The 18,514-nt window shown below is 67.3% G+C and carries 20 protein-coding genes; 19 read left to right on the top strand and 1 reads right to left on the bottom strand.

Annotated elements, in window-relative coordinates; all coding sequences use genetic code 11:
• Positions 1 to 58: 58 nt before the first annotated feature.
• Positions 59 to 1,114 (bottom strand): SUMF1/EgtB/PvdO family nonheme iron enzyme, encoded by a 1,056-nt coding sequence (locus KDG50_12745; GenBank protein ID MCB1866285.1) that lies wholly within the window; start codon positions 1,112 to 1,114, stop codon positions 59 to 61.
• Between the two features lie 172 nt (positions 1,115 to 1,286).
• Between KDG50_12745 and KDG50_12740 the strand changes: the two genes are divergently transcribed.
• From KDG50_12740 to KDG50_12650, 19 genes are all read left to right on the top strand, one after another.
• On the top strand, positions 1,287 to 2,336 hold the full coding sequence (locus tag KDG50_12740; GenBank protein MCB1866284.1) for a class I fructose-bisphosphate aldolase: 1,050 nt from the start codon (positions 1,287 to 1,289) through the stop codon (positions 2,334 to 2,336).
• 40 nt (positions 2,337 to 2,376) lie between these two features.
• On the top strand, positions 2,377 to 2,826 hold the full coding sequence (locus KDG50_12735) for a F0F1 ATP synthase subunit epsilon (protein ID MCB1866283.1): 450 nt from the start codon (positions 2,377 to 2,379) through the stop codon (positions 2,824 to 2,826).
• 143 nt (positions 2,827 to 2,969) lie between these two features.
• Complete coding sequence (gene ppsA, locus KDG50_12730) at positions 2,970 to 5,396, top strand: phosphoenolpyruvate synthase (protein MCB1866282.1); 2,427 nt, start codon at positions 2,970 to 2,972, stop codon at positions 5,394 to 5,396.
• The gene (locus KDG50_12725; protein ID MCB1866281.1) at positions 5,393 to 5,968 is read left to right on the top strand and encodes a 2-oxoacid:acceptor oxidoreductase family protein; all 576 of its coding nucleotides are present in this window, start codon (positions 5,393 to 5,395) and stop codon (positions 5,966 to 5,968) included. Before ppsA ends, KDG50_12725 begins: the two co-directional genes overlap by 4 nt.
• Positions 5,952 to 7,124, top strand: coding sequence for a pyruvate ferredoxin oxidoreductase (gene porA / locus KDG50_12720; GenBank protein MCB1866280.1), 1,173 nt, complete (start codon positions 5,952 to 5,954; stop codon positions 7,122 to 7,124). The genes KDG50_12725 and porA overlap by 17 nt, the downstream gene beginning before the upstream one ends.
• The gene (locus KDG50_12715) at positions 7,124 to 8,116 is read left to right on the top strand and encodes a pyruvate ferredoxin oxidoreductase (GenBank protein MCB1866279.1); all 993 of its coding nucleotides are present in this window, start codon (positions 7,124 to 7,126) and stop codon (positions 8,114 to 8,116) included. Before porA ends, KDG50_12715 begins: the two co-directional genes overlap by 1 nt.
• A complete protein-coding gene (locus KDG50_12710) occupies positions 8,113 to 9,801 on the top strand; it encodes an FAD-dependent oxidoreductase (protein MCB1866278.1) in 1,689 nt (562 codons plus the stop codon). The genes KDG50_12715 and KDG50_12710 overlap by 4 nt, the downstream gene beginning before the upstream one ends.
• A gap of 3 nt (positions 9,802 to 9,804) precedes the next feature.
• Entirely contained in the window at positions 9,805 to 10,533 is a 729-nt protein-coding gene (locus KDG50_12705; GenBank protein MCB1866277.1) for a cytidylate kinase-like family protein, read from the top strand.
• Positions 10,530 to 11,072: a Na+/H+ antiporter subunit E gene (locus KDG50_12700; GenBank protein MCB1866276.1), complete on the top strand. Its 543-nt coding sequence runs from the start codon at positions 10,530 to 10,532 to the stop codon at positions 11,070 to 11,072. Before KDG50_12705 ends, KDG50_12700 begins: the two co-directional genes overlap by 4 nt.
• Positions 11,069 to 11,335 carry a cation:proton antiporter gene (locus tag KDG50_12695; protein MCB1866275.1) on the top strand — a complete coding sequence of 89 codons (267 nt, stop codon included), beginning with the start codon at positions 11,069 to 11,071 and terminating at the stop codon, positions 11,333 to 11,335. The genes KDG50_12700 and KDG50_12695 overlap by 4 nt, the downstream gene beginning before the upstream one ends.
• Complete coding sequence (locus tag KDG50_12690) at positions 11,332 to 11,619, top strand: Na+/H+ antiporter subunit G (protein MCB1866274.1); 288 nt, start codon at positions 11,332 to 11,334, stop codon at positions 11,617 to 11,619. The genes KDG50_12695 and KDG50_12690 overlap by 4 nt, the downstream gene beginning before the upstream one ends.
• On the top strand, positions 11,619 to 11,888 hold the full coding sequence (locus KDG50_12685) for a DUF4040 domain-containing protein (GenBank protein ID MCB1866273.1): 270 nt from the start codon (positions 11,619 to 11,621) through the stop codon (positions 11,886 to 11,888). The genes KDG50_12690 and KDG50_12685 overlap by 1 nt, the downstream gene beginning before the upstream one ends.
• Entirely contained in the window at positions 11,881 to 12,579 is a 699-nt protein-coding gene (locus KDG50_12680) for a sodium:proton antiporter (GenBank protein ID MCB1866272.1), read from the top strand. Before KDG50_12685 ends, KDG50_12680 begins: the two co-directional genes overlap by 8 nt.
• Positions 12,576 to 13,010 carry an NADH-quinone oxidoreductase subunit K gene (locus KDG50_12675; GenBank protein MCB1866271.1) on the top strand — a complete coding sequence of 145 codons (435 nt, stop codon included), beginning with the start codon at positions 12,576 to 12,578 and terminating at the stop codon, positions 13,008 to 13,010. The genes KDG50_12680 and KDG50_12675 overlap by 4 nt, the downstream gene beginning before the upstream one ends.
• On the top strand, positions 13,007 to 14,461 hold the full coding sequence (locus tag KDG50_12670; protein ID MCB1866270.1) for an NADH-quinone oxidoreductase subunit J: 1,455 nt from the start codon (positions 13,007 to 13,009) through the stop codon (positions 14,459 to 14,461). Before KDG50_12675 ends, KDG50_12670 begins: the two co-directional genes overlap by 4 nt.
• The gene (locus KDG50_12665; protein MCB1866269.1) at positions 14,458 to 16,314 is read left to right on the top strand and encodes an NADH dehydrogenase subunit; all 1,857 of its coding nucleotides are present in this window, start codon (positions 14,458 to 14,460) and stop codon (positions 16,312 to 16,314) included. The genes KDG50_12670 and KDG50_12665 overlap by 4 nt, the downstream gene beginning before the upstream one ends.
• Positions 16,314 to 17,216 carry an NADH-quinone oxidoreductase subunit H gene (locus tag KDG50_12660; GenBank protein MCB1866268.1) on the top strand — a complete coding sequence of 301 codons (903 nt, stop codon included), beginning with the start codon at positions 16,314 to 16,316 and terminating at the stop codon, positions 17,214 to 17,216. Before KDG50_12665 ends, KDG50_12660 begins: the two co-directional genes overlap by 1 nt.
• Positions 17,213 to 17,929 (top strand): NADH-quinone oxidoreductase subunit NuoB, encoded by a 717-nt coding sequence (gene nuoB / locus KDG50_12655; protein MCB1866267.1) that lies wholly within the window; start codon positions 17,213 to 17,215, stop codon positions 17,927 to 17,929. Before KDG50_12660 ends, nuoB begins: the two co-directional genes overlap by 4 nt.
• Positions 17,926 to 18,513 (top strand): NADH-quinone oxidoreductase subunit C, encoded by a 588-nt coding sequence (locus KDG50_12650; protein ID MCB1866266.1) that lies wholly within the window; start codon positions 17,926 to 17,928, stop codon positions 18,511 to 18,513. The genes nuoB and KDG50_12650 overlap by 4 nt, the downstream gene beginning before the upstream one ends.
• Position 18,514 lies beyond the last annotated feature (1 nt).

The raw sequence follows: 18,514 nt of genomic DNA, 5'->3' as shown, positions 1-18,514 counted from the left end.
CCCGGATTGCCACAAACAGCGAAAACGAAGAACGGCGGCTGTTCGATTTCTCTGGGTTTCAACGGTTTGCAGCCGTCGGAGATGGCGGCAGTTCCGCCAGCACCCGGAACCCGCGCATGTCGCGCAGATCGGCCGGATTGTTGCCATCGTTCTCGCCGATATACATCGCATACGGACGGGTCGTCCAGCTGCCGCCCTTGGCCATGCGCAGCCGGCCGGAATCCGGTCCGGTCGGATCGACGACATCGGTCGCGTGCGGTTCGTGCCACCAGTCGGCGACCCACTCATAGCTGTTGCCGAGCATGTCGTAGAGCCCCCAGGGGTTGGCGGGATACATGCCGACCGGGGCGGTCTGCTTGTAGCTGTCCTCTCGCAGGGTCTCGGCGTTCGAGTGCAGTCCGCCGAGGTTCGCGAGGCTGCGGTCCCAGAACGCCTCGCCCCAGTAGAAGCGTGCCGTCGTGCCGGCCTTCGCGGCGAGTTCCCACTCGGCCTCGGTGGGCAGGCGGTACAGCCGACCCTCGCGCTCCGAGAGCCAGCGGCAGAACGCCTGTGCCTCGGTCCAGCTGACCGGCTCGGCCGGGTGACGGTCGTAGACCGGCTTGTTGGCCGGCTGGTATTCGGCGCGGCGGTCGCGGTGCGACGGGTCGAAGCGCTCGAACTGGGCATTCGTGACCTCGAATGCGCCGATCAGATAGGGCCGCGTGACGGTCACCTGGTGCGCTTGCGGTCCGCTCGGCGGATACCAGCGCGAGGCCCGCTGCCAGGCGCGGCGGTCGGGTCGGGCGCCGAAGGTCGGTTCCTGGATGAACGCCCCAGCGTCGATGCGCACCAGGTCCATGTCCAGGCTGTTGACCTGATAGGTGATCTCGCGAACCGCCAGTCCTTGTGGCGTCGCGACCTCCACACGCTGGGTCTCGATCTTCAGCGGGTAGGGCTCGGCAGGCCAGACGCTGCGGTCCGGCGGCGGCGGGGCGTCCATGCCTTCGATGGTCGAGGGCCAGACGTAGCGTTCGTACCAGGAATACTTTGCGACGTAGAAAAGCCCGCCCGCGACGACCAGTGCGAGCAGGATCAGTATCCACTTCAACCACGGAATTGGGCGCTTCGGATGCATGGCGTGTGAGCGGGATCGTGGGTTCTACAACGGCGTGCGACACACGCATTGTAGGGTTTTTCCGGCGATGTGACTGGCAGGTTGCACGGCGGGTTTGTTTGACAAATGTCAACACATCGCCCGGGTGGTGGGGCGTAGGCTGACACGCCCGTAAACCAACACGGAGGGGCGGATGGCCAGCGTGATCGACATTCTCGGCGACGAAGCCGAGAGCCTGCTTGGGCACACCTGCAGCGGCATTCCGCGCGAGATGCTCGCGCTTCCGGGGCCCGATTTCCTTGACCGCGTCGTGGCGCTTTCCGACCGCAAGCCGGGCGTGATGCGTGCGCTCGCACAGCTGTTTGGTCACGGCCGCCTGGCCGGCACCGGCTATGTGTCGCTGCTGCCGGTGGATCAGGGGGTCGAACATGCCGGCGGTGCGTCGTTCGCGCCGAATCCGATCTATTTCGATCCGGCCAACATCATCGAACTGGCGATCGAGGGCGGCTGCAATGGCGTTGCGTCCACGCTCGGCGTGCTGGGCGCCGTGGCACGCCGTTACGCGCACCGTATTCCGTTCGTCGTGAAAATCAATCACAACGAACTGCTCAGCTATCCGGCCATCCATGACCAGACCCTGTTCGCGAGCGTGGAGCAGGCGTTCGACATGGGTGCGGTCGCGGTCGGCGCGACGATCTATTTCGGCTCGGCCGAATCCCGGCGTCAGATCATGGAGATCTCCGAGGCGTTCGCGCGTGCGCACGAACTCGGCATGGCGACGATTCTGTGGGCGTACCTGCGCAACAATGCCTTCAAGAAGGATGGCAGGGACTACCACGCGAGCGCCGATCTGACCGGTCAGGCCAATCACCTCGCCGTGACGATCGAGGCCGACATCGTCAAGCAGAAGCAGGCCGACAGCAACAACGGTTACACGGCGATTGGTTTTGGCAAGACCAGTCCGCTGGTCTACGAAAAACTCACGACTGCACATCCCATCGATCTGGTGCGCTACCAGGTCGCCAACTGCTACATGGGCCGCGCCGGACTGATCAACTCCGGAGGGGCGTCCGGTTCGGACGATCTGCATCAGGCCGTGCGCACGGCGGTGATCAACAAGCGCGCGGGCGGCATGGGGCTGATCTCCGGGCGCAAGGCATTCCAGAAGCCGATGGCCGATGGCGTGCGGCTGCTCAATGCCATCCAGGACGTGTACGCAAGCGCCGATGTGACGATCGCATGACGGTGCCCGGGCCTGCCGTGCCCGCGGTATTCCGGGCGGTATGACGCGGAGCATCCGCGTCGACATCGTCAGCGCCGAGGGCGAGATCTTTTCCTGCTCCGCGAATCTGGTCTGTGCACCGTCGGTCGATGGCGAAATCGGCATCGCGCCCGGGCATAGCCCGCTGATTGCACGCCTGCGCGCCGGGGATGTGCGCGTGCAGTCCGAGGGGCAGGAAGAACGCGTGATTTTCATCTCCGGCGGAATGGTCGAGGTGCAGCCGGATGTCGTCACGGTGCTGGCCGATACCGCCGAGCGTGCCGAACACATCGATCTGGAGCGTGCCGAGGCCGCATGCCGGTCGGCCGAGATCGCACTGGCCGGTGCAAAGGGTGATTTCGAAACCGCGCGCGCGCAGGCCGAACTCGCCGAGGCGCTGGCGCGGCTCAAGGCCGTGGAGGATCTGCGCAAGAGTCACGGCCGGCACCGCACCGGCGGCGGCCGTTCCTAGCGTTGCGTGTGGATGGCCCATGCGCGCAGTAACCGTTCTGTAACGCCCGGCTGTCGTGATGCGAAGGTCGGCCAATCGGGATCAATCCACCACAGCGTCGCGCGTGCGCGGCGTCCAAATCTCAGGACCATTGGGGACAGCTAATGAATGACATGCGCTACGTACGCTGGTTTTCCGAACTCGGCATCGAGGACGTGCCGCTGGTGGGTGGCAAGAACGCCTCGCTGGGTGAAATGTACCGGGCGCTCACGGGCGGCGGGGTGCGGGTGCCCAACGGGTTTGCGACGACGGCGCAGGCGTTTCGCGATTTCCTTGAACACAACGATCTGACCGCGCGCATCGCCGAGGCCCTGCGTGCGCTCGACAAGCGCGATGTCGACGCGCTGGCGGCGACCGGGGCGATGATCCGCGGCTGGGTCGTCGATGCCGAACTCCCGCCGAAACTCACCGAGGAAATTGCCGCCGCCTATGCGCAGATGGTCAGCGACTACGGCGACGACACCGATGTCGCGGTGCGCAGTTCCGCAACGGCCGAAGACCTGCCGGATGCCTCGTTCGCCGGTCAGCAGGAGACCTATCTGAACATCCGCGGCACCGAACAGCTGCTGCGCACCTGCAAGCGCGTGCTGGCCTCGCTGTATACCGACCGCGCCATCTCCTACCGTGTCGACAAGGGCTTCGAACACATGGGCGTGGCGCTGTCGATCGGCGTGCAGCGCATGGTGCGTTCGGACATCGGCGCGTCCGGCGTCATGTTCACGCTGGATACCGAAACCGGTTTTCGCGATGCGGTGCTGGTCACGGCGGCCTATGGCCTCGGCGAGAACGTCGTGCAGGGCGCGGTGAATCCCGATGAATATCTGGTGTTCAAGGGCACGCTGGACTCGCACCGCCCGATCGTGCGCCGGCATCTCGGCGAGAAGGCGATCAAGATGATCTATTCGAGTGACCCGGTCACGGGTGCCGCCACACGCAACGTCCCGGTGCGTGACATCGAGCGCAGCCGTTTCGCGATCAGCGACGACGAGGTGCTGGAGCTCGCGCGCTATGCGGTGACCATCGAGAAGCATTATTCGGAACACGCCGGCACGCCGCGGCCGATGGATATCGAATGGGCGAAGGACGGCAATACCGGCGAGCTGTTCATCGTGCAGGCACGTCCGGAGACCGTGCACTCGCAGCGTTCGGCGCTGGTGCAGGATGTTTTCTCGCTGGACAAGCGCGGACCGGTGCTGGCGCAGGGCAAGAGCGTCGGGGGACGCATCGGTGCGGGTCGTGCGCGGATCATCCTCGAGGCCGCGCACATGAACGAACTGCAACCCGGCGAGGTGCTGGTCACGGACATGACCGATCCGGACTGGGAGCCGGTCATGAAGATCGCCTCGGCGATCGTCACCAATCGCGGCGGGCGCGTGTGTCATGCCGCGATCATCGCGCGTGAACTCGGCATTCCAGCCGTCGTGGGTGCCGGCAATGCGACCTCGCGCATTCCGACCGAACGCGAAGTCACCGTGTCCTGCGCCGAGGGCGATGTCGGCTATGTCTACGACGGCAAACTGCCGTTCAGTCACGAGGTCGTCGACGTCGGCCAGATGGCGCGCCCGAAGACGAAGGTGATGCTCATCGTCGGCGATCCCGCCCGTGCCTTCAAATTTGCGCAGCTTCCGAACGAGGGCGTGGGGCTGGCCCGGCTTGAATTCATCATCTCCAAGTCGATCGGTGTGCACCCGAATGCACTGCTGCGTTACAGCACGCTGGACGACACGATGAAGGACGAGATCGATGGGCGCATGGCCGGCTATCCCGATCCGCGCAGCTTTTACATCGAAAAGCTTGCAGAGGGCGTGGGCGCGATTGCGGCGGCGTTTCATCCCAAACCGGTGATCGTGCGCATGAGTGACTTCAAGTCGAATGAGTACGCGCAACTGGTCGGTGGGCAGGACTACGAGCCGCACGAGGAAAACCCGATGCTCGGTCTGCGCGGGGCCTCGCGCTATTACTCCAAGCAGTTTGCCGACTGCTTCGCGCTCGAGTGCGCGGCGATGAAGAAGGTGCGCGAGACGTTCGGGCTGACGAATCTGAAACTCATGATCCCGTTCGTGCGCACGGTGGCTGAGGCGCGCCGTGTGCTCGATCTCATGGCGGCCAACGGGCTCAAGCGTGGCGAAGACGGCCTTGAGGTCATCTTGATGTGCGAGATTCCGGCCAATGCCCTGCTGGCCGAGCGCTTCCTCGAGGTCTGTGACGGCTTCTCGATCGGTTCGAACGACCTCACGCAGCTCACACTCGGGGTCGATCGCGATTCCGGGCTGCTGACCGAATTCGACGAGCGCGATCCGGCCGTGCACGTATTGATGGGGATGGCCGTGCGTGCCTGTCGCAAGGCCGGCAAGTACGTCGGCATCTGCGGGCAGGCGCCATCGGACTTTCCGGAGATCACGCGCTGGCTGGTCGAGCAGGGCATCACCTCGATCGCCCTGAATGCCGACAGCGTGCTGAAGATGACGCAGATCGTGCTCGAGGCCGAGGCCGATCACGCCCATGGCGCACAGGTCGCGGGCGGCGCGTGATCGAGGTTCGCATCCACGGTCGCGGCGGACAGGGCAACGTTGTTGCGGCGTATCTGCTCGCCGGTGCCGCGTTCGCGGACGGCCGTTTCTGCCAAGCCTTTCCGGCGTTCGGCGCGGAACGTCGTGGCGCGCCGGTTGCCGCGTTCGTGCGGATCGCCGGCGCGCCGATCCGGCGCCGCTGTGCCGTGCGCGAGCCGGCACTGGTCGTCATCCAGGATGCGACGCTGCTGCACACCGCCGGGGTGCTCGACGGCATCCGTGCCGGTGGCGGCGTACTCATCAACGGCAGCGCGGACACCGCTGAACTGTCGCAGCGCCTCGGTTGTGATGTGATCGCCGCGCCGGCCGGCGAGATCGCCCAACGTCATCTGGGCCGCCCGGTGCCGAACACGGCACTGCTCGCGATGCTCCTGAGCCTGACGGGCGTGGTGTCCGTGGACGGACTCGATCAGGCGATGGTCGGGCGCTTCAGCGAAACCCTGCTGGAGCGCAATCGCGCGGTCGTTGCCGAGGCCGCGAACGAGGTGCCGGCGGGACTCTGGCGGGAGAAGATCGATGCGTCTGGCGCTTGAGGGGTCGCAGGCGATCGCACGCGCGGTCGGGCTGTGCCGGCCGCAGGTCGTCGCCGCGTACCCGATCACCCCGCAGACCCACATCGTCGAAAACATCGCGAGCCTGGTCGCCGATGGCGAGTTCGCCTGCGAACTCGTCAGTGTCGAGAGCGAGTTTTCCGCGGCCTCGGTCGTGCTCGGTGCCGCCGCGGCCGGCGCGCGTGCCTATACCGCAAGTTCCTCGCAGGGCCTGCTGCTGATGGCCGAGGTGCTGTTCGACATCGCCGGCATGCGCGTGCCGCTGGTGCTGACCTGCGCGAATCGAGCCGTGTCCGCGCCGCTGTCGATCTGGAACGACCAGCAGGATTCCATGGCCGTGCGAGATGCGGGCTGGATTCAGCTGTACTGTCAGGACAACCAGGAGGCCGTGGATGCGACGATCCAGGCCTTTCGGATCGCCGAGCGCTGCGAACTGCCGGTGATGGTCTGTGTGGACGGCTTCACCCTGACCCACACCCTCGAGCCGATCGATCTGCCCGATCGCGAACTCGTCGACGGATTCCTGCCGCCGTATGTTTTTCAGCGCGCGCTCGACCCGAACCATGCGCGCAGCATCGGCATGCTGGTCGGTCCCGAACATTACTCCGAGGCGCGGCACGCGCATCATCGCGCGCTGGAACGTTCCACGGCCGAGATCGAAAGCGCGTTCGCCGACTGGCGCGAGCTGACCGGTCGTGGTGATGCGGCGCTGATTGCGGTCGACGACGTGCCGGGCGCGCGCATCGGTGTGCTGACCATCGGTTCGGTGTTTGGCACGCTGGTCGAGGCGCGCGATGCGTACCCGGACCTCGATCCGGTGCGACTCATGCGCATGCGCGCCTTCCGGCCGTTCCCGTTCGAGGCCCTGCATGTGGCCTGCGCGGGACTCGACGAGCTCATTGTCGTCGAGCGCGCCTTGTCGCCGGGCGCCGGTGGCATCCTCGCGAACGAGGTTCGTGCGGCATTGTACGGCGCGGCCGGTGCGCCGCGCGTGCATGGCTTCGCGATCGGTCTCGGCGGCCGCGACATGCCGGTGGAACTCTACCCACGCATCATCGAGCAGGCGCAGGCGGCAACGCCCGCGCGGTTCTCGGTTCTCGATCTCGTGGCCGAGCGGCTTGCCGTGGAGGAGCACTGATGGCGGTGGAGATTCCCGCGGACACCGCAGCCTTGCGTCGTGCACAGCCGCGCTTTCAGGGCATCGAGGCCGGACACCGCGCCTGTCAGGGCTGTGGCGAGGCGCTGGCCGCAAGGCTTGTCACCGAAGCCGCGGGGCCGGATGTCATGATCGCGAACGCGACGGGTTGTCTCGAGGTCTTCACGACCGCCTGGCCGCAGTCCGCATGGCGCGTGCCGTGGATGCACTCCCTGTTCGAGAACGCCGCGGCGATCGCCGCCGGGATGGAAGCGGCGCTCAAGGCCCAGGGCCGGCCGACCAAGGTGCTCGCGTTCGGTGGCGACGGCGGCACCTTCGACATCGGCCTGCAGGCGCTGTCGGGCATGCTCGAACGCGGCCACAACGTGCTGTATGTCTGCTATGACAACGAGGCCTACATGAACACCGGCATCCAGCGCTCGTCGTCGACCCCGCACGCCGCGTCGACGACGACCTCGCCGGCCGGCCGCGAGCGCATGGGCAAGCGGCATCTGAAAAAGGACATGGTCTCGATCGTCGCCGCGCACCACATTCCGTATGCGGCGACCGCCAGCGTCGCGTACCCGTCGGACCTGCGCAAGAAGGTCCGCCGCGCGATGGCCGTGGAGGGGCCGACCTTCATCCAGGTGCATTCGCCGTGTCCGCTCGGCTGGGGGCACGGCAGCGAGCGCACCATCGAGGTCGCGCGACTCGCGGTGCAGACCGGGCTCTACCCGCTGGTCGAACTCGAACGCGGCTATGTCGCCGGTGCGATGCCGATCCGCACCCAGCTTCCGGTGACCGACTATCTGCGTGCGCAGAAGCGCTTCGCGCACCTGTTTGCGGACGACCCACGTGCGCAGGAGGAACTCGCGCACCTGCAGGCACTGGCCGACCGCAACATCGAGCGCTACGGGCTGGGCGGCCAGCCGGCCGGTGCGCACGATTCCGACGGCGCCGACCGCGTCGCGCGTGGAGGCGGCCGATGGGCGTGACGCGCATCCATCGCGGCGGCTGGGCGACGCCGGCCAGCTCGCTCGCGTTCAAGACCGGTGACTGGCGCAACGAACGACCCGTGCACCGGCATCGCGCAGCGCCCTGCCATGCGGCCTGTCCGGCCGGCGAGGACGCGCAGGCCTGGTTGGCGCGCATCGATGCCGGCGATGCGCAGGGGGCGTGGGAGACCCTGGTCCGGGTCAACCCGCTGCCGGCGATCACCGGGCGGGTCTGTCACCATCCCTGCGAGAGCGCCTGCAATCGTGGCCGGTTCGACGCACCGATCGCGATCCATCACGTCGAACGCCAGCTCGGCGAGCAGGCCATCGCAGCGGGCTGGGCCTACCCCTGCGCGCCACTAGCGGCCGATACGCCGCGCGTCGCCGTTGTCGGCGCGGGTCCGGCCGGTCTTTCGGCGGCCTGGCATCTGCGTCGGCTCGGCGCGGCCGTGACGGTTTTCGAGCGGCTCGCCGTCACGGGCGGACTGTTGCGCACGGCGATTCCGCCATACCGCCTCGCGCGCGATGTGCTGGACGCCGAGATCGATCGCCTGCTCGGCACCGGGATCGAGCTTGCCACTGGCCAGCAGCTGGGCCGGCACTTTTCGCTCGATGAACTCCGCGCGCAGTTCGACGGCGTGTTCGTCGCGCCCGGCACGCATCACGCCGCGGAGTGGAACGTGCAGGGCGCCACCCCGGCCGATCTGCACAACGGGCTGGAACTGCTCGAGGAACTGCTGACCGTCGGTGCCGCGCCGACCTGGCGCAGTGCCGCGGTGGTCGGTGCGGGCAACACGGCGATCGATCTCGCGCGGGTACTGAAGGCCGCCGGTGTGGCCGAGGTGCGGGTGATCTCGCACAAGGCGATTCCGGGGCCCGGGGTCGCGCCCGAGGATGCGATGCCGGCGATCCTGCGCGAGATCAGGCAGGCGCTCGAAGAGGGCGTGCGCATCCACGAGCACCGCGGCGTGCAGCGGCTGATCCTGCGCGGCGAGCGCGTGGTCGGGGTAGAGATCGTGCACATGAAGAAGCTGCGTGGCAGCGACGGGCGGCTGCACCGCGTCGGGTTCGAGGGCACCGAATCGGTGCTCGAGGTCGACCAGGTCATTCCGGCGGTCGGTCAGCGCGTGGACCCGGACGGCTTCGCCGCGATGCTGAATGCGCGCGGGTATCTGGCGACTGCTGACGACGGGCGGCTGGCCGGTCGCAGGCGCGTGTTCGCGGGCGGTGATGCGCTCGGCGTCAATGGCACGGTCAGCGCGGCCATTGGCGACGGTCGCCGGGCCGCTGAGGCACTCTGGGCCGAACTTCAGGGGCGGGCCCATGTGGCTGAGCCGGCGTTGGAGCCGATACCGCTCGAGGCGCTGAACCTGAACTATTACGAGGCCGGGCAGCGCCCGGCGGAGCGCGTGGTGCCGGTTGCCGACCGCGGTGTGGGCGTGGAGATCGAACTCGGCATCGATCGCCGCGAGGCCCAGGCCGAGGCGCAGCGCTGTTTTTCCTGCGGCGAATGCTTCGCCTGCGACAACTGCTGGACCCTGTGCCCGGACAGCGCCGTGCTCAAGACCGCCGCTGCGGATGCCGGGGCGGGCGGCTATGTTTTCGACTACGACTATTGCAAGGGCTGCGGGCTGTGCGCGCATGAATGCCCCTGCGGCTATATCCAGATGACGCCTGAGGACTGACGCATGTCGCGCATCGATGTACACCGCGCGCTCGACGCGATCCTGAAATCCGAATTCCTCGCCGGCATGGATGGCCGGGCCCGCACGGCGAAATGTCCGGGCTGCGTCGTGACGCTGTCGCGCGACTGCGGGTCGGGCGGCGAGCACATCGGTCACTTGCTGGCCGAGGCGCTCGAGGTGCCGTTCTTCGATCGTGAGCTGATCGAACTCATGGGCCGCGAAACCGACGTCAGCACCGAGATGCTCGAGCGGCTCGACGAACACGTCGCGAGCAGCCGTACCGAGTGGTTGCAGGCGGTCATCAGCGGTCGCGGCACCTATTCCAGCCGTTATCGACGCGCCTTGATCAACGCCGTGCTTGGCATCGCGACGACCGGCGGCGTGATCATCGGCCGCGGGGCGAACTTCATTCTCGGCGGTCGTCCGATCGGAGGCCGGCCGGTGCTGCGTCTGCGTGTGACGGGGTCCGCCGCGATGCGCTATGCACGCATCGCCGGGCGTCACGGACTCGAGGCCCAGCAGGCGCGTTCCATGACCGAGCGCATCGACGCGGAGCGTGCGAAGTTCGTGCAGGAGCTGTTCGGCCGCGACATCAACGAACCGGCCGCCTACGACTTCACCGTGAACACCGATCATTTCGACGAACAGTCCGTGGTCAAGCTCGTGCTTGCCGCACGCGCGGCCTATGTTGAACGCAGCGTGAGCGCACCGACGAACTACGTCCTGCCGTGACGGATTCCGCCCCCGTGTTGCGCGCTGAGCGTGAGTCGCGTGTGCCGCTCGCGCGCCGTGTCGCGGTGTTTTTCCTGTGCCTGCTGCTGTGGATGCTGCTGGCGGGCGAGTGGCGCGTCGATGAACTCGTCGCGGGTGCGCTCGCGGCGCTGCTCGTCACGGCGCTGTCCGGTGAACGGCTCGCCGCATTCGCGGGACTGCGCGCGACGCCCGGCATGCCGATTGCACTGCTGGCGTTCGTCGGCCGGTTCATGCTGGCGCTCGTACGCGCCAATCTAGATGTTGCGCGGCGTGTGTTGTCGCCGTCGTTGCCGCTTGATCCCGCAATCGTCGAAATCGAAACGGCGCTGCATTCGCCGCTCGCGCGCCTGCTGCTCGCCAACGCCATCACGCTGACGCCCGGCACGCTGACGGTTGACATGGAAGGTTCGCGCCTGCGCATACACTGGATCGATGCGCCGCCGGGCCTGGACATGCAGGCCGCAACCGAGCGGATCGCCGCGGACTTCGAACGGCATCTGGCCGGATTCCTGCAGTGAACCTCAATCTTGCCGAGCTGACGGCATTGGCGCTGCTGGGCCTGGCGGTGCTGCTGGCGCTGGTCCGGCTGGTGCGCGGACCGGGCGCCGGCGACCGCATCGTTGCCGCGGACACGCTGGCCGTGATCCTCACCGCGGCACTCGCCCCGCTCGCGATCGTCATCGACAGCGTGTTTGTGCTCGATGTCGCGCTGGTCTACGGCGTGCTCGCGTTCATCGGTGTCGTCGCGCTCGCGCACGCGCTGGAGGGCAATGCATCGTGAGGATTGCCGGCGACGTCCTGCTCTTGCTGGGTGCGGTGTTTGCGTTTCTTGCTGCGCTGGGCCTGTTGCGCATGCCCGATGTCTACAACCGCATCCAGGCCGGCACCAAGGCCGCGACGCTGGGGGCGCTCGCGCTGCTTGCCGGCACGGCGTTGCTGCGGCCGGACTGGTGGCCGCGACTGCTCGCGATCGGGCTGTTTCTGCTGCTGACCAATCCGGTCGGCTCGTCGACGATCGCGCGCGCGCTGTTCCGGCGCGGCGTGGCGCCATGGCGGGCGCCCTGATGGAGGGCTGGATTGCGCTGGTGCTCGTCGTCATGGCGCTGGTCGCCGCACTCGTGACGCTGTTCGTGCGCAATTTCGTTGCGGCCGTCGCGAGTGTGTCGGTCGTCTCGCTGGCGGTCGCCGTGCTGTTTGCGCTGCTGCGTGCGCCGGATGTCGCGATGACCGAGGCGGCGGTGGGCGCGGGGCTCAGCGCGATCGTTCTGGCGCTCGGATTGAAACGCCTGGGCCTCGCGCGTGTCGACAGCGACAGCGGGCATCGCGATGCATAGGTTCGCTTCGCTGATCTTTTCGCTCGGACTCGTCGCGCTGCTGTTTGCGCTCGGTGCGCGTCTGAGCACGCCGGGCCAGCTGACGACGGTTGGCGGGCCCATCGCTGCGCAGGGGCCGGCGGTCGTCGGCGGCACCAATGTCGTCACGGCGGTGCTGTTCGCGTATCGCGGGCTCGACACGCTCGGCGAGGTCTCGATCCTGTTCGCGGCGGCAACCGCCGTCGGTCTCGTGCTGAGTCGGGGGCGTGCGGCGAACGGCCCCGGCGGCCACCACGCGCGTGCCGGTTTCGTGCTGCGCACGGGCGCCGATGTGCTGTTCCCGTTTCTCGCGGTCGTCGGGCTGTTCATCGTCGCGCATGGACATCTGACGCCCGGTGGCGGCTTTCAGGGTGGCGTGATTCTCGCGGCGGCGTTTTTTCTCGGCGTGCTTGCGCGCGCGGATCGCCCGCTCGCGCATGCGGCGATTGCCTGGCTCGAGGGCCTCGCCGGGCTGGCCTTCGTCGGCGTCGCGGTCGGCGCATTCGCGCTGGATCGGGAATTCCTCGCGCCGCTGTTCGGCACGGGGCAGACCGGCGCGCTGGTATCCGCCGGCAGCCTGCCGCTGCTGTCGTGCGCGGTCGGCGTGAAGGTCGGTGCCGAGCTCGCGGGGCTCATGGCGGACCTCGCGGCCGGGGCGGGCGCCTCCGCATGAGTGCGCCGGATCTGGTCGTCGTGATGTATGTCGGCGCGATCGGTCTGATCGGCATCGGCATTGCCGGACTGGTGCTGTCCGACCACCTGCTGCGGGTCCTGCTCGGGCTGGTGATTGCCGAGGCCGGCGCGAATCTGCTGCTGGTGCTGGCCGGCTACCGGCCGCAAGCCGTTGCGCCGATCGTCACGGGCGGCAGTCTGCCGATGGTCGACCCGGTTCCTCAGGCGCTGGTCCTGACCGCAATCGTCATCGGTGTGGGCGTGCAGGCGCTCGCGATTGCGCTGGTCGTGCGCGTGCACGCGCGGGTCGGGACGCTGTCGATGCGCGCGCTGCGCGAGCGGCTCGAACGCGGGATTGATCGCGCGGCCGGGCTCGGACCGGCCGCCAGTGCCGACGCGCCACGTCGCGATGATCTGGTGAGAGACCCGTGAGCACGCTGCCGCTGGCGATCGCATTGCCATTGGCGGGCGCGTTTGCCTTGCGTCCGCTTGCGCGGGTCTCGAAGCCGGTCGCCAGCTGGCTCGGCCCCCTGCTGCTCACCGCAGTCGTAGCGATCCTGCTTGGTGCGGCGGCCGGGGCAGGCGGGACCACGATGGTCGTGGCGCTCGGTGGCTTCGCGGCACCGCTTGGAATTGCGCTGGTCGGCGATGCGCTCGCGCTGGTGTTTGCGCTCGCGGTCCCGCTCCTGAGCCTGCTGTTCTGGCCGTGGGCCGACACGGCCGATGTGCGCGAGCGCAGTCTCTGGCTGTTGCTGGCGGCCGCGGGCGCGGGGATGGCGCTGGCCGGCGACCTGTTCACGCTGTATGTGTTCTACGAACTCGCGGCCGTTGCATCGTTTGGCCTTGCGGCCGTCAACGACAACGCGCGTTCCGAAATCGCCGCACTGCGCTACCTGCTGTTGAGCGCACTCGGTTCGCTGGTCGCGCTGGTTGGCATCGCGCTCGTCTACAACGCGGCCGGCACGCTGAATCTCGCGCATCTCGCCCAGCGCGCACCGACGGTCCTGCACGACGCGCGCGGACTCGCGGCGTTCGCGTGCCTGCTGGTCGGCTTCGGCGTAAAGGCCGAGGTCTTCCCGGTGAACAGCTGGGTGCCGGAGGTCTATGCGACCGCACCTGCGCGCGTCTCGGCGCTGCTCGCGGGCCTGGTGTCGAAGCTGGCGCTGCTCGTGATCGTGCGTCTGCTGCTGCTCGTGTTCACGCAGCCGGAGGCGGCGCTGTTGTTGCTCGCGGTCGGCGTGCTGGGACTGGCGAGCGGCGAACTCGCGGCATGGCATGCGCGCGATTTCCCGCGCATGCTGGCAGGTTCGTCGATCGCGCAGCTCGGGCTCGTCTGTGTCGCGTTCTCGATCTCGGGCGCGGCGGGCGTGCTCGCGGGCGTGATCGCGGCGCTGCATCATCTGGTCGTCAAGAGCGCGCTGTTCGATCTGTCGCGCGAATGGTCCGGCGCACTGGACCAACTGGCTGGCGTGGCGCGACGCTCGCCGCTCGCGGGCGCGTTGTTCGTTCTGTTCGCGCTGTCGCTGGTCGGGTTGCCGCCGCTGCCGGGTTTCTGGGCCAAGCTGTTCGTGCTGCGCGGGCTCATGGATGCCGGCAGTACAGTTGCGCTTGTGGCGGCGTTCGTTCTGCTCGCCGTGACGGTCGTCGAGGCCAACTACCTGTTTCGTCTGATCCTGGCGATGTATCGCGCCGACCCACCGCAGGCCGCGACACCGGGGCGGTTTCGTGCGTTTCCGGCGGCACTGCTCGGTGGCGTTCTGCTGGTCGGCACGGTTGCGGCCGCACCGATCGGCGAGCGCCTGGGCAGGCTTGCGCAGCAGGCCGCCGATCGCGGCGGATACATCGCGAACGTGCTCGGTCATCAAAGTCGGGGCCGATTGTGAACGCGCTCGACGGGCTGTTCGCGCTGGCCGCGGCCACGGTCGTGTTCACGGCCGTCGCTGGTCGGCACCGGATCACCGCCTGGATCGCGGCCGCCGCCTTCGCGGCCCAGTTCGCGCTGCTGGTTGCGACCGGCGCACTGCATGGCGAGGCGCTGGCATCCGCGCTGCGCGTCGAGGTATTCGGGCAGACGCTCGGCTGGCGGCTGGACGCACTGGGCTGGTTCTTCGCGGCGATCACGCTCGGCGCCGCGTTCGTCGCCGCACTGTATGCGGGCGGGCTCTACATCGGCAAAGGTCGCGAGATGCACCCGGTACAGTTCGCACTGGCGCTGAATGTGCTTGCGATGCTGATGCTGGTGGCCAGCGCCGATCTGCTCACGCTGTTCGTCGGCTGGGAGTTCGTCAGCTGGGCGAGCTTCCTGTTCATGGCGATCGGTGGTGGACCGGCCCCGGCGGCCGCACTGCGCTATCTGACCTATGCCATCGCGGGTGCGATGGCGATCCTCGCCGGCATCGCGCTGGTCTGGAGCGCTGGCGGCGATCTGGGCTTTTCCGCATTGCCGAGCGCGTGGGCCGCGTTGTCGACCGGGGGACGGTTCGCACTGGTGCTGCTGTTCGTCGCCGGGTTCGGCGCAAAGATGGGATTGCTGCCGCTGCATCTCTGGCAGGCCGGCGCCTACGCCCATGCGCCGGGTCCGGGTGCGGCGTTTCTCGGCGCGATTTCCTCGCGCATGGGCCTGTTCGCGATGGCCGTGGTGCCGATGCAGTTCATCGGACTGGATGCCTTGCGTGCTGGCCTGACGATATTCGGCGGCTTCGATCTGTTCGATCTGTTCGCCTGGGTGGCGGCCGCGACGATCATCCTGCCGACCTTCACCGCATTGCGGCAGAACGACGCCCGCCTGCTGCTGGCCTGGCATGGCATCGGGCAGGGCGGCTACATGCTGCTCGGGCTCGTGCTCGGCGATGCACTCGGTACGGCCGGTGGACTGATGCACGTGTTCAACCACGCCACCTATCAGGCCGCGCTGTTCATGGGCGTGTTCGCGGTGATGCTGCGTGCGGGTACCGCGGACCTGAACCGACTGGGCGGACTCGTCGTGCGCATGCCGCTGACCTTTCTGGTCGTGCTGGTGGGCATCATCGGCCTGGCCGGCCTGCCGCCGATGAACGGCTTCGTTTCGAAATGGCTGATCTATCGGTCGCTGATCGAACAGGGTCAGCCGCTGTTGTTCGTGGCGGCCGTGATCGGCACGCTCGGCACGATCCTTTCCGTGTTCAAGCTGCTGCACAACCTGTTCCTCGGCCAGCTGCGGCTTGAACATGACACGGTGCGCGAGGCGCCGCTGGCCATGCTCGTGCCGATGCTGCTGCTTGCCGTCGTCGTGCTCGTGACCGGCATTGCGCCGGGGCTGGTGCTCGACTGGGTGGCGCAGGCGCAGGCCGCCCTCGGGCTGCCGGTCCTCGCTCACCATCTCGGCGGGATCGATTCGCCGCACGGCAGTCTGAACATGCTCTGGGTCGGCGCGGTGCTGGGCTATGGACTGATCGTTGGCGCCGGGGTGTTTTATCTGTTCGGTTCGCGCCCGCGGCGTGTGCATCCGCTGGACAATTACGCGGGCGGGCATTTTCTGACCGCGCAGGTGCGCTATCAGTACAGCGCGGATTTCTATGCGGGCCTCATGCATCACATCCGGCCCTGGTATCGCGGAACCTTCGCATGGCTGGAATCGGTCGTTGTGGCGGTCACTGGCACAGTGGCGCGCGCCATGAGCGGCTGGTATCGCAACGCACAACCGCTGCTGTACGGGCTGGCGTTCGCCGTGCTTGCGCTCGCCTGGGCGGTGGTCTGATGTCCACCGGACTGGAACTGTTCATCGAGCTTGTGCTGATGCCGCTCGTGGCGTTCGTCACGGGGCTGTTTCTGCTGCTGTGCATGCGCAGGATCGCAGCGCGCATCCAGCGTCGCGTCGGACCGCCGCTTCTGCAACCGCTCTATGACGTGGTGAAGCTGTTCGGCAAGCGTGCACAGGTCTCGCACGGACTGCTGCACGACCTTGGCCTCGTCGTCGCGATCGGGGGCTATGTGGCCGCCGAAACCCTGCTGCCGGTGCCGGGCATGAACGGCATCGCGGAACAGGGTGGCCTGATCGTGCTGCTGTATCTGACGATGATCCCCTCGCTGGGTCTGGCGCTGGCCGCCGGTCAGTGCGCGAACCCGAACGCTTCGATTGGCGTGTCGCGCGCGCTGACGGCGATGCTCGCCTACGACATTCCGTTCGTGATCGTGGCGTTTGCCGTTGCCTGGCATTACGGCACGACGAATCTCGTCGACATCATCGCGGCGCAGCGCGCGGGCGGCCTGCAAGGCTGGGGCCTGGTGCAGATGCCGATCCTCGCGTTCGCGGGGCTGTTCACATTGCAGGGCATGCTCGGCAAGCAGCCGTTCGAGATCTATGTCGCGCCGGCCGAGATCGCCACCGGGCCGATGGTCGAGATGGGCGGCAAGTACCTCGGCGGCCTGTTCGTCATGCAGTGCTTTCAGCTTTACACGGCCAGCGTGCTGTATGTGAGCCTGTTCCTGGGCGGTGGCGGGGACTGGTTCACGTTTCTCGTGAAGATATTCGTGGTCGCGGCCGTGCCGATGAGCGTGGCCTTCGTGTTCCCACGCTATCGCACCGAGGACATGGTGCGCCTGATGTGGAAATGGCCGACGTTGATCGCGCTGGTCGGACTCGCGGTGGTGATGAGATGAGCGACTTTCCGGTGCCGGTCAAGGCCGGTCGCGGGCGCAGCAACCCGCTGGCGAACGTGTTCGACGAGTTCGTAGACTTCTGTCGTTCCCGTTCGCTGTTTCTGCTGCACTACTGCACCGGTTGCGGTGCGATCGAACTGCCGCCGGCGATGACCTCGCGCTTCGACATGGAACGCCTCGGCATCCAGCCGATGGTCACGCCGCGCCAGGCCGACATCCTGCTGATCACGGGTTATGTGTCGGTCAAGACACTCAAGCGCGTGATCCTGACTTATGAACAGATGCCGTCGCCGAAGTACGTGATCGGCATCTGTTCGTGCACGGTCAACGGTGGCATGTACTGGCAGAGCTATGCGACTGCCAAGAAGCTCAACGACTATCTGCCGGTCGACATCTATATCGCGGGCTGCATGCCGCGGCCGGAAGCCGTGATCGAGGGTCTGCGTGAACTGATGCGGGACGTCCGTGACGGGCGTGCGAACGGCTGGGAGGACTACTACCGTCGCTACGACCACTACCTCGGCCACCAGCAGCGTCTGTTCGGCCCGAACTGGCAGACCCCCACGGACATCGTCGGCGAGGCGCGCGAGTACCAGCTGTTCGGATCAGAAACCCTTGGGGAACACACCGCGCTGCTCGAACAGCACCAGCATCCGCTGGAGCCGCTGCGCATGCGGATCGATATTGCTGACGTGGAACGTTCGAAATCATGAACGCCGGCGAACTCGCGCCCTGGCTCGCGAACCTGCTGCACGAGGTCGAAGGCATCGATGTGCGCCGCCGTGACGAGCGGCGGGTGCGGGTCGACGTCGCTTCCGATGCGCTGCCGACCCTGCTCGCGCTGCTCAAGGGCCGCGCCTCATACGTGCATCTGTCGGCCATTTCCTGCGTGGACTGGATCGACGACGGCGAGTTCGAGCTGGTCTACCACCTGTGGTCATATGAGCAGCGGGCGCTGGTTTCGGCGCACACCCGGATTGCGCGCTCGCCCGGACGCTACGTGTCGGTCTATGACATCTACACGCCGGCGGCCTTTTACGAGCGCGACATCCATGAGATGTATGGCGTGTACTTCGAGGGCAGCCCGGACATGGAGCGGTTCATCCTGACCGAGTGGGACGGCCCGCCGCCCATGCGCAAGGATTTCGACGCCGAGGCCTGGGTCAACGAGCACTTCGACTGGCAGGACTACCGGCCGGACTGGCTGGAGTCCATTGAACGCGAGGGCGGCGGGGTCGTCATCCGTCCCGACGAGCAGCGTTTCAGCCGCAAGCCCGGCCGCACGCCGAGGCGATAGT

It is taken from the genome of Chromatiales bacterium (assembly GCA_020445605.1).
Lineage (GTDB): Bacteria > Pseudomonadota > Gammaproteobacteria > JAGRGH01 > JAGRGH01 > JAGRGH01.
The sequence above is the reverse complement of the archived record's forward strand: the minus strand, read 5'-3'. Positions and strand labels throughout refer to the sequence as shown.

Coding starts and splice junctions, on each gene's coding strand:
- porA (MCB1866280.1), top strand. CDS start 5,952: ATGCGTCTGGCGCTTGAGGGGTCGCAGGCGATCGCACGCGCGGTCGGG.
- KDG50_12680 (MCB1866272.1), top strand. CDS start 11,881: ATGCATAGGTTCGCTTCGCTGATCTTTTCGCTCGGACTCGTCGCGCTG.
- KDG50_12745 (MCB1866285.1), bottom strand. CDS start 1,114: ATGCATCCGAAGCGCCCAATTCCGTGGTTGAAGTGGATACTGATCCTG.
- KDG50_12675 (MCB1866271.1), top strand. CDS start 12,576: ATGAGTGCGCCGGATCTGGTCGTCGTGATGTATGTCGGCGCGATCGGT.
- KDG50_12650 (MCB1866266.1), top strand. CDS start 17,926: ATGAACGCCGGCGAACTCGCGCCCTGGCTCGCGAACCTGCTGCACGAG.
- ppsA (MCB1866282.1), top strand. CDS start 2,970: ATGAATGACATGCGCTACGTACGCTGGTTTTCCGAACTCGGCATCGAG.
- KDG50_12685 (MCB1866273.1), top strand. CDS start 11,619: ATGGAGGGCTGGATTGCGCTGGTGCTCGTCGTCATGGCGCTGGTCGCC.
- KDG50_12735 (MCB1866283.1), top strand. CDS start 2,377: ATGACGCGGAGCATCCGCGTCGACATCGTCAGCGCCGAGGGCGAGATC.
- KDG50_12660 (MCB1866268.1), top strand. CDS start 16,314: ATGTCCACCGGACTGGAACTGTTCATCGAGCTTGTGCTGATGCCGCTC.
- KDG50_12705 (MCB1866277.1), top strand. CDS start 9,805: ATGTCGCGCATCGATGTACACCGCGCGCTCGACGCGATCCTGAAATCC.
- KDG50_12715 (MCB1866279.1), top strand. CDS start 7,124: ATGGCGGTGGAGATTCCCGCGGACACCGCAGCCTTGCGTCGTGCACAG.
- KDG50_12740 (MCB1866284.1), top strand. CDS start 1,287: ATGGCCAGCGTGATCGACATTCTCGGCGACGAAGCCGAGAGCCTGCTT.
- nuoB (MCB1866267.1), top strand. CDS start 17,213: ATGAGCGACTTTCCGGTGCCGGTCAAGGCCGGTCGCGGGCGCAGCAAC.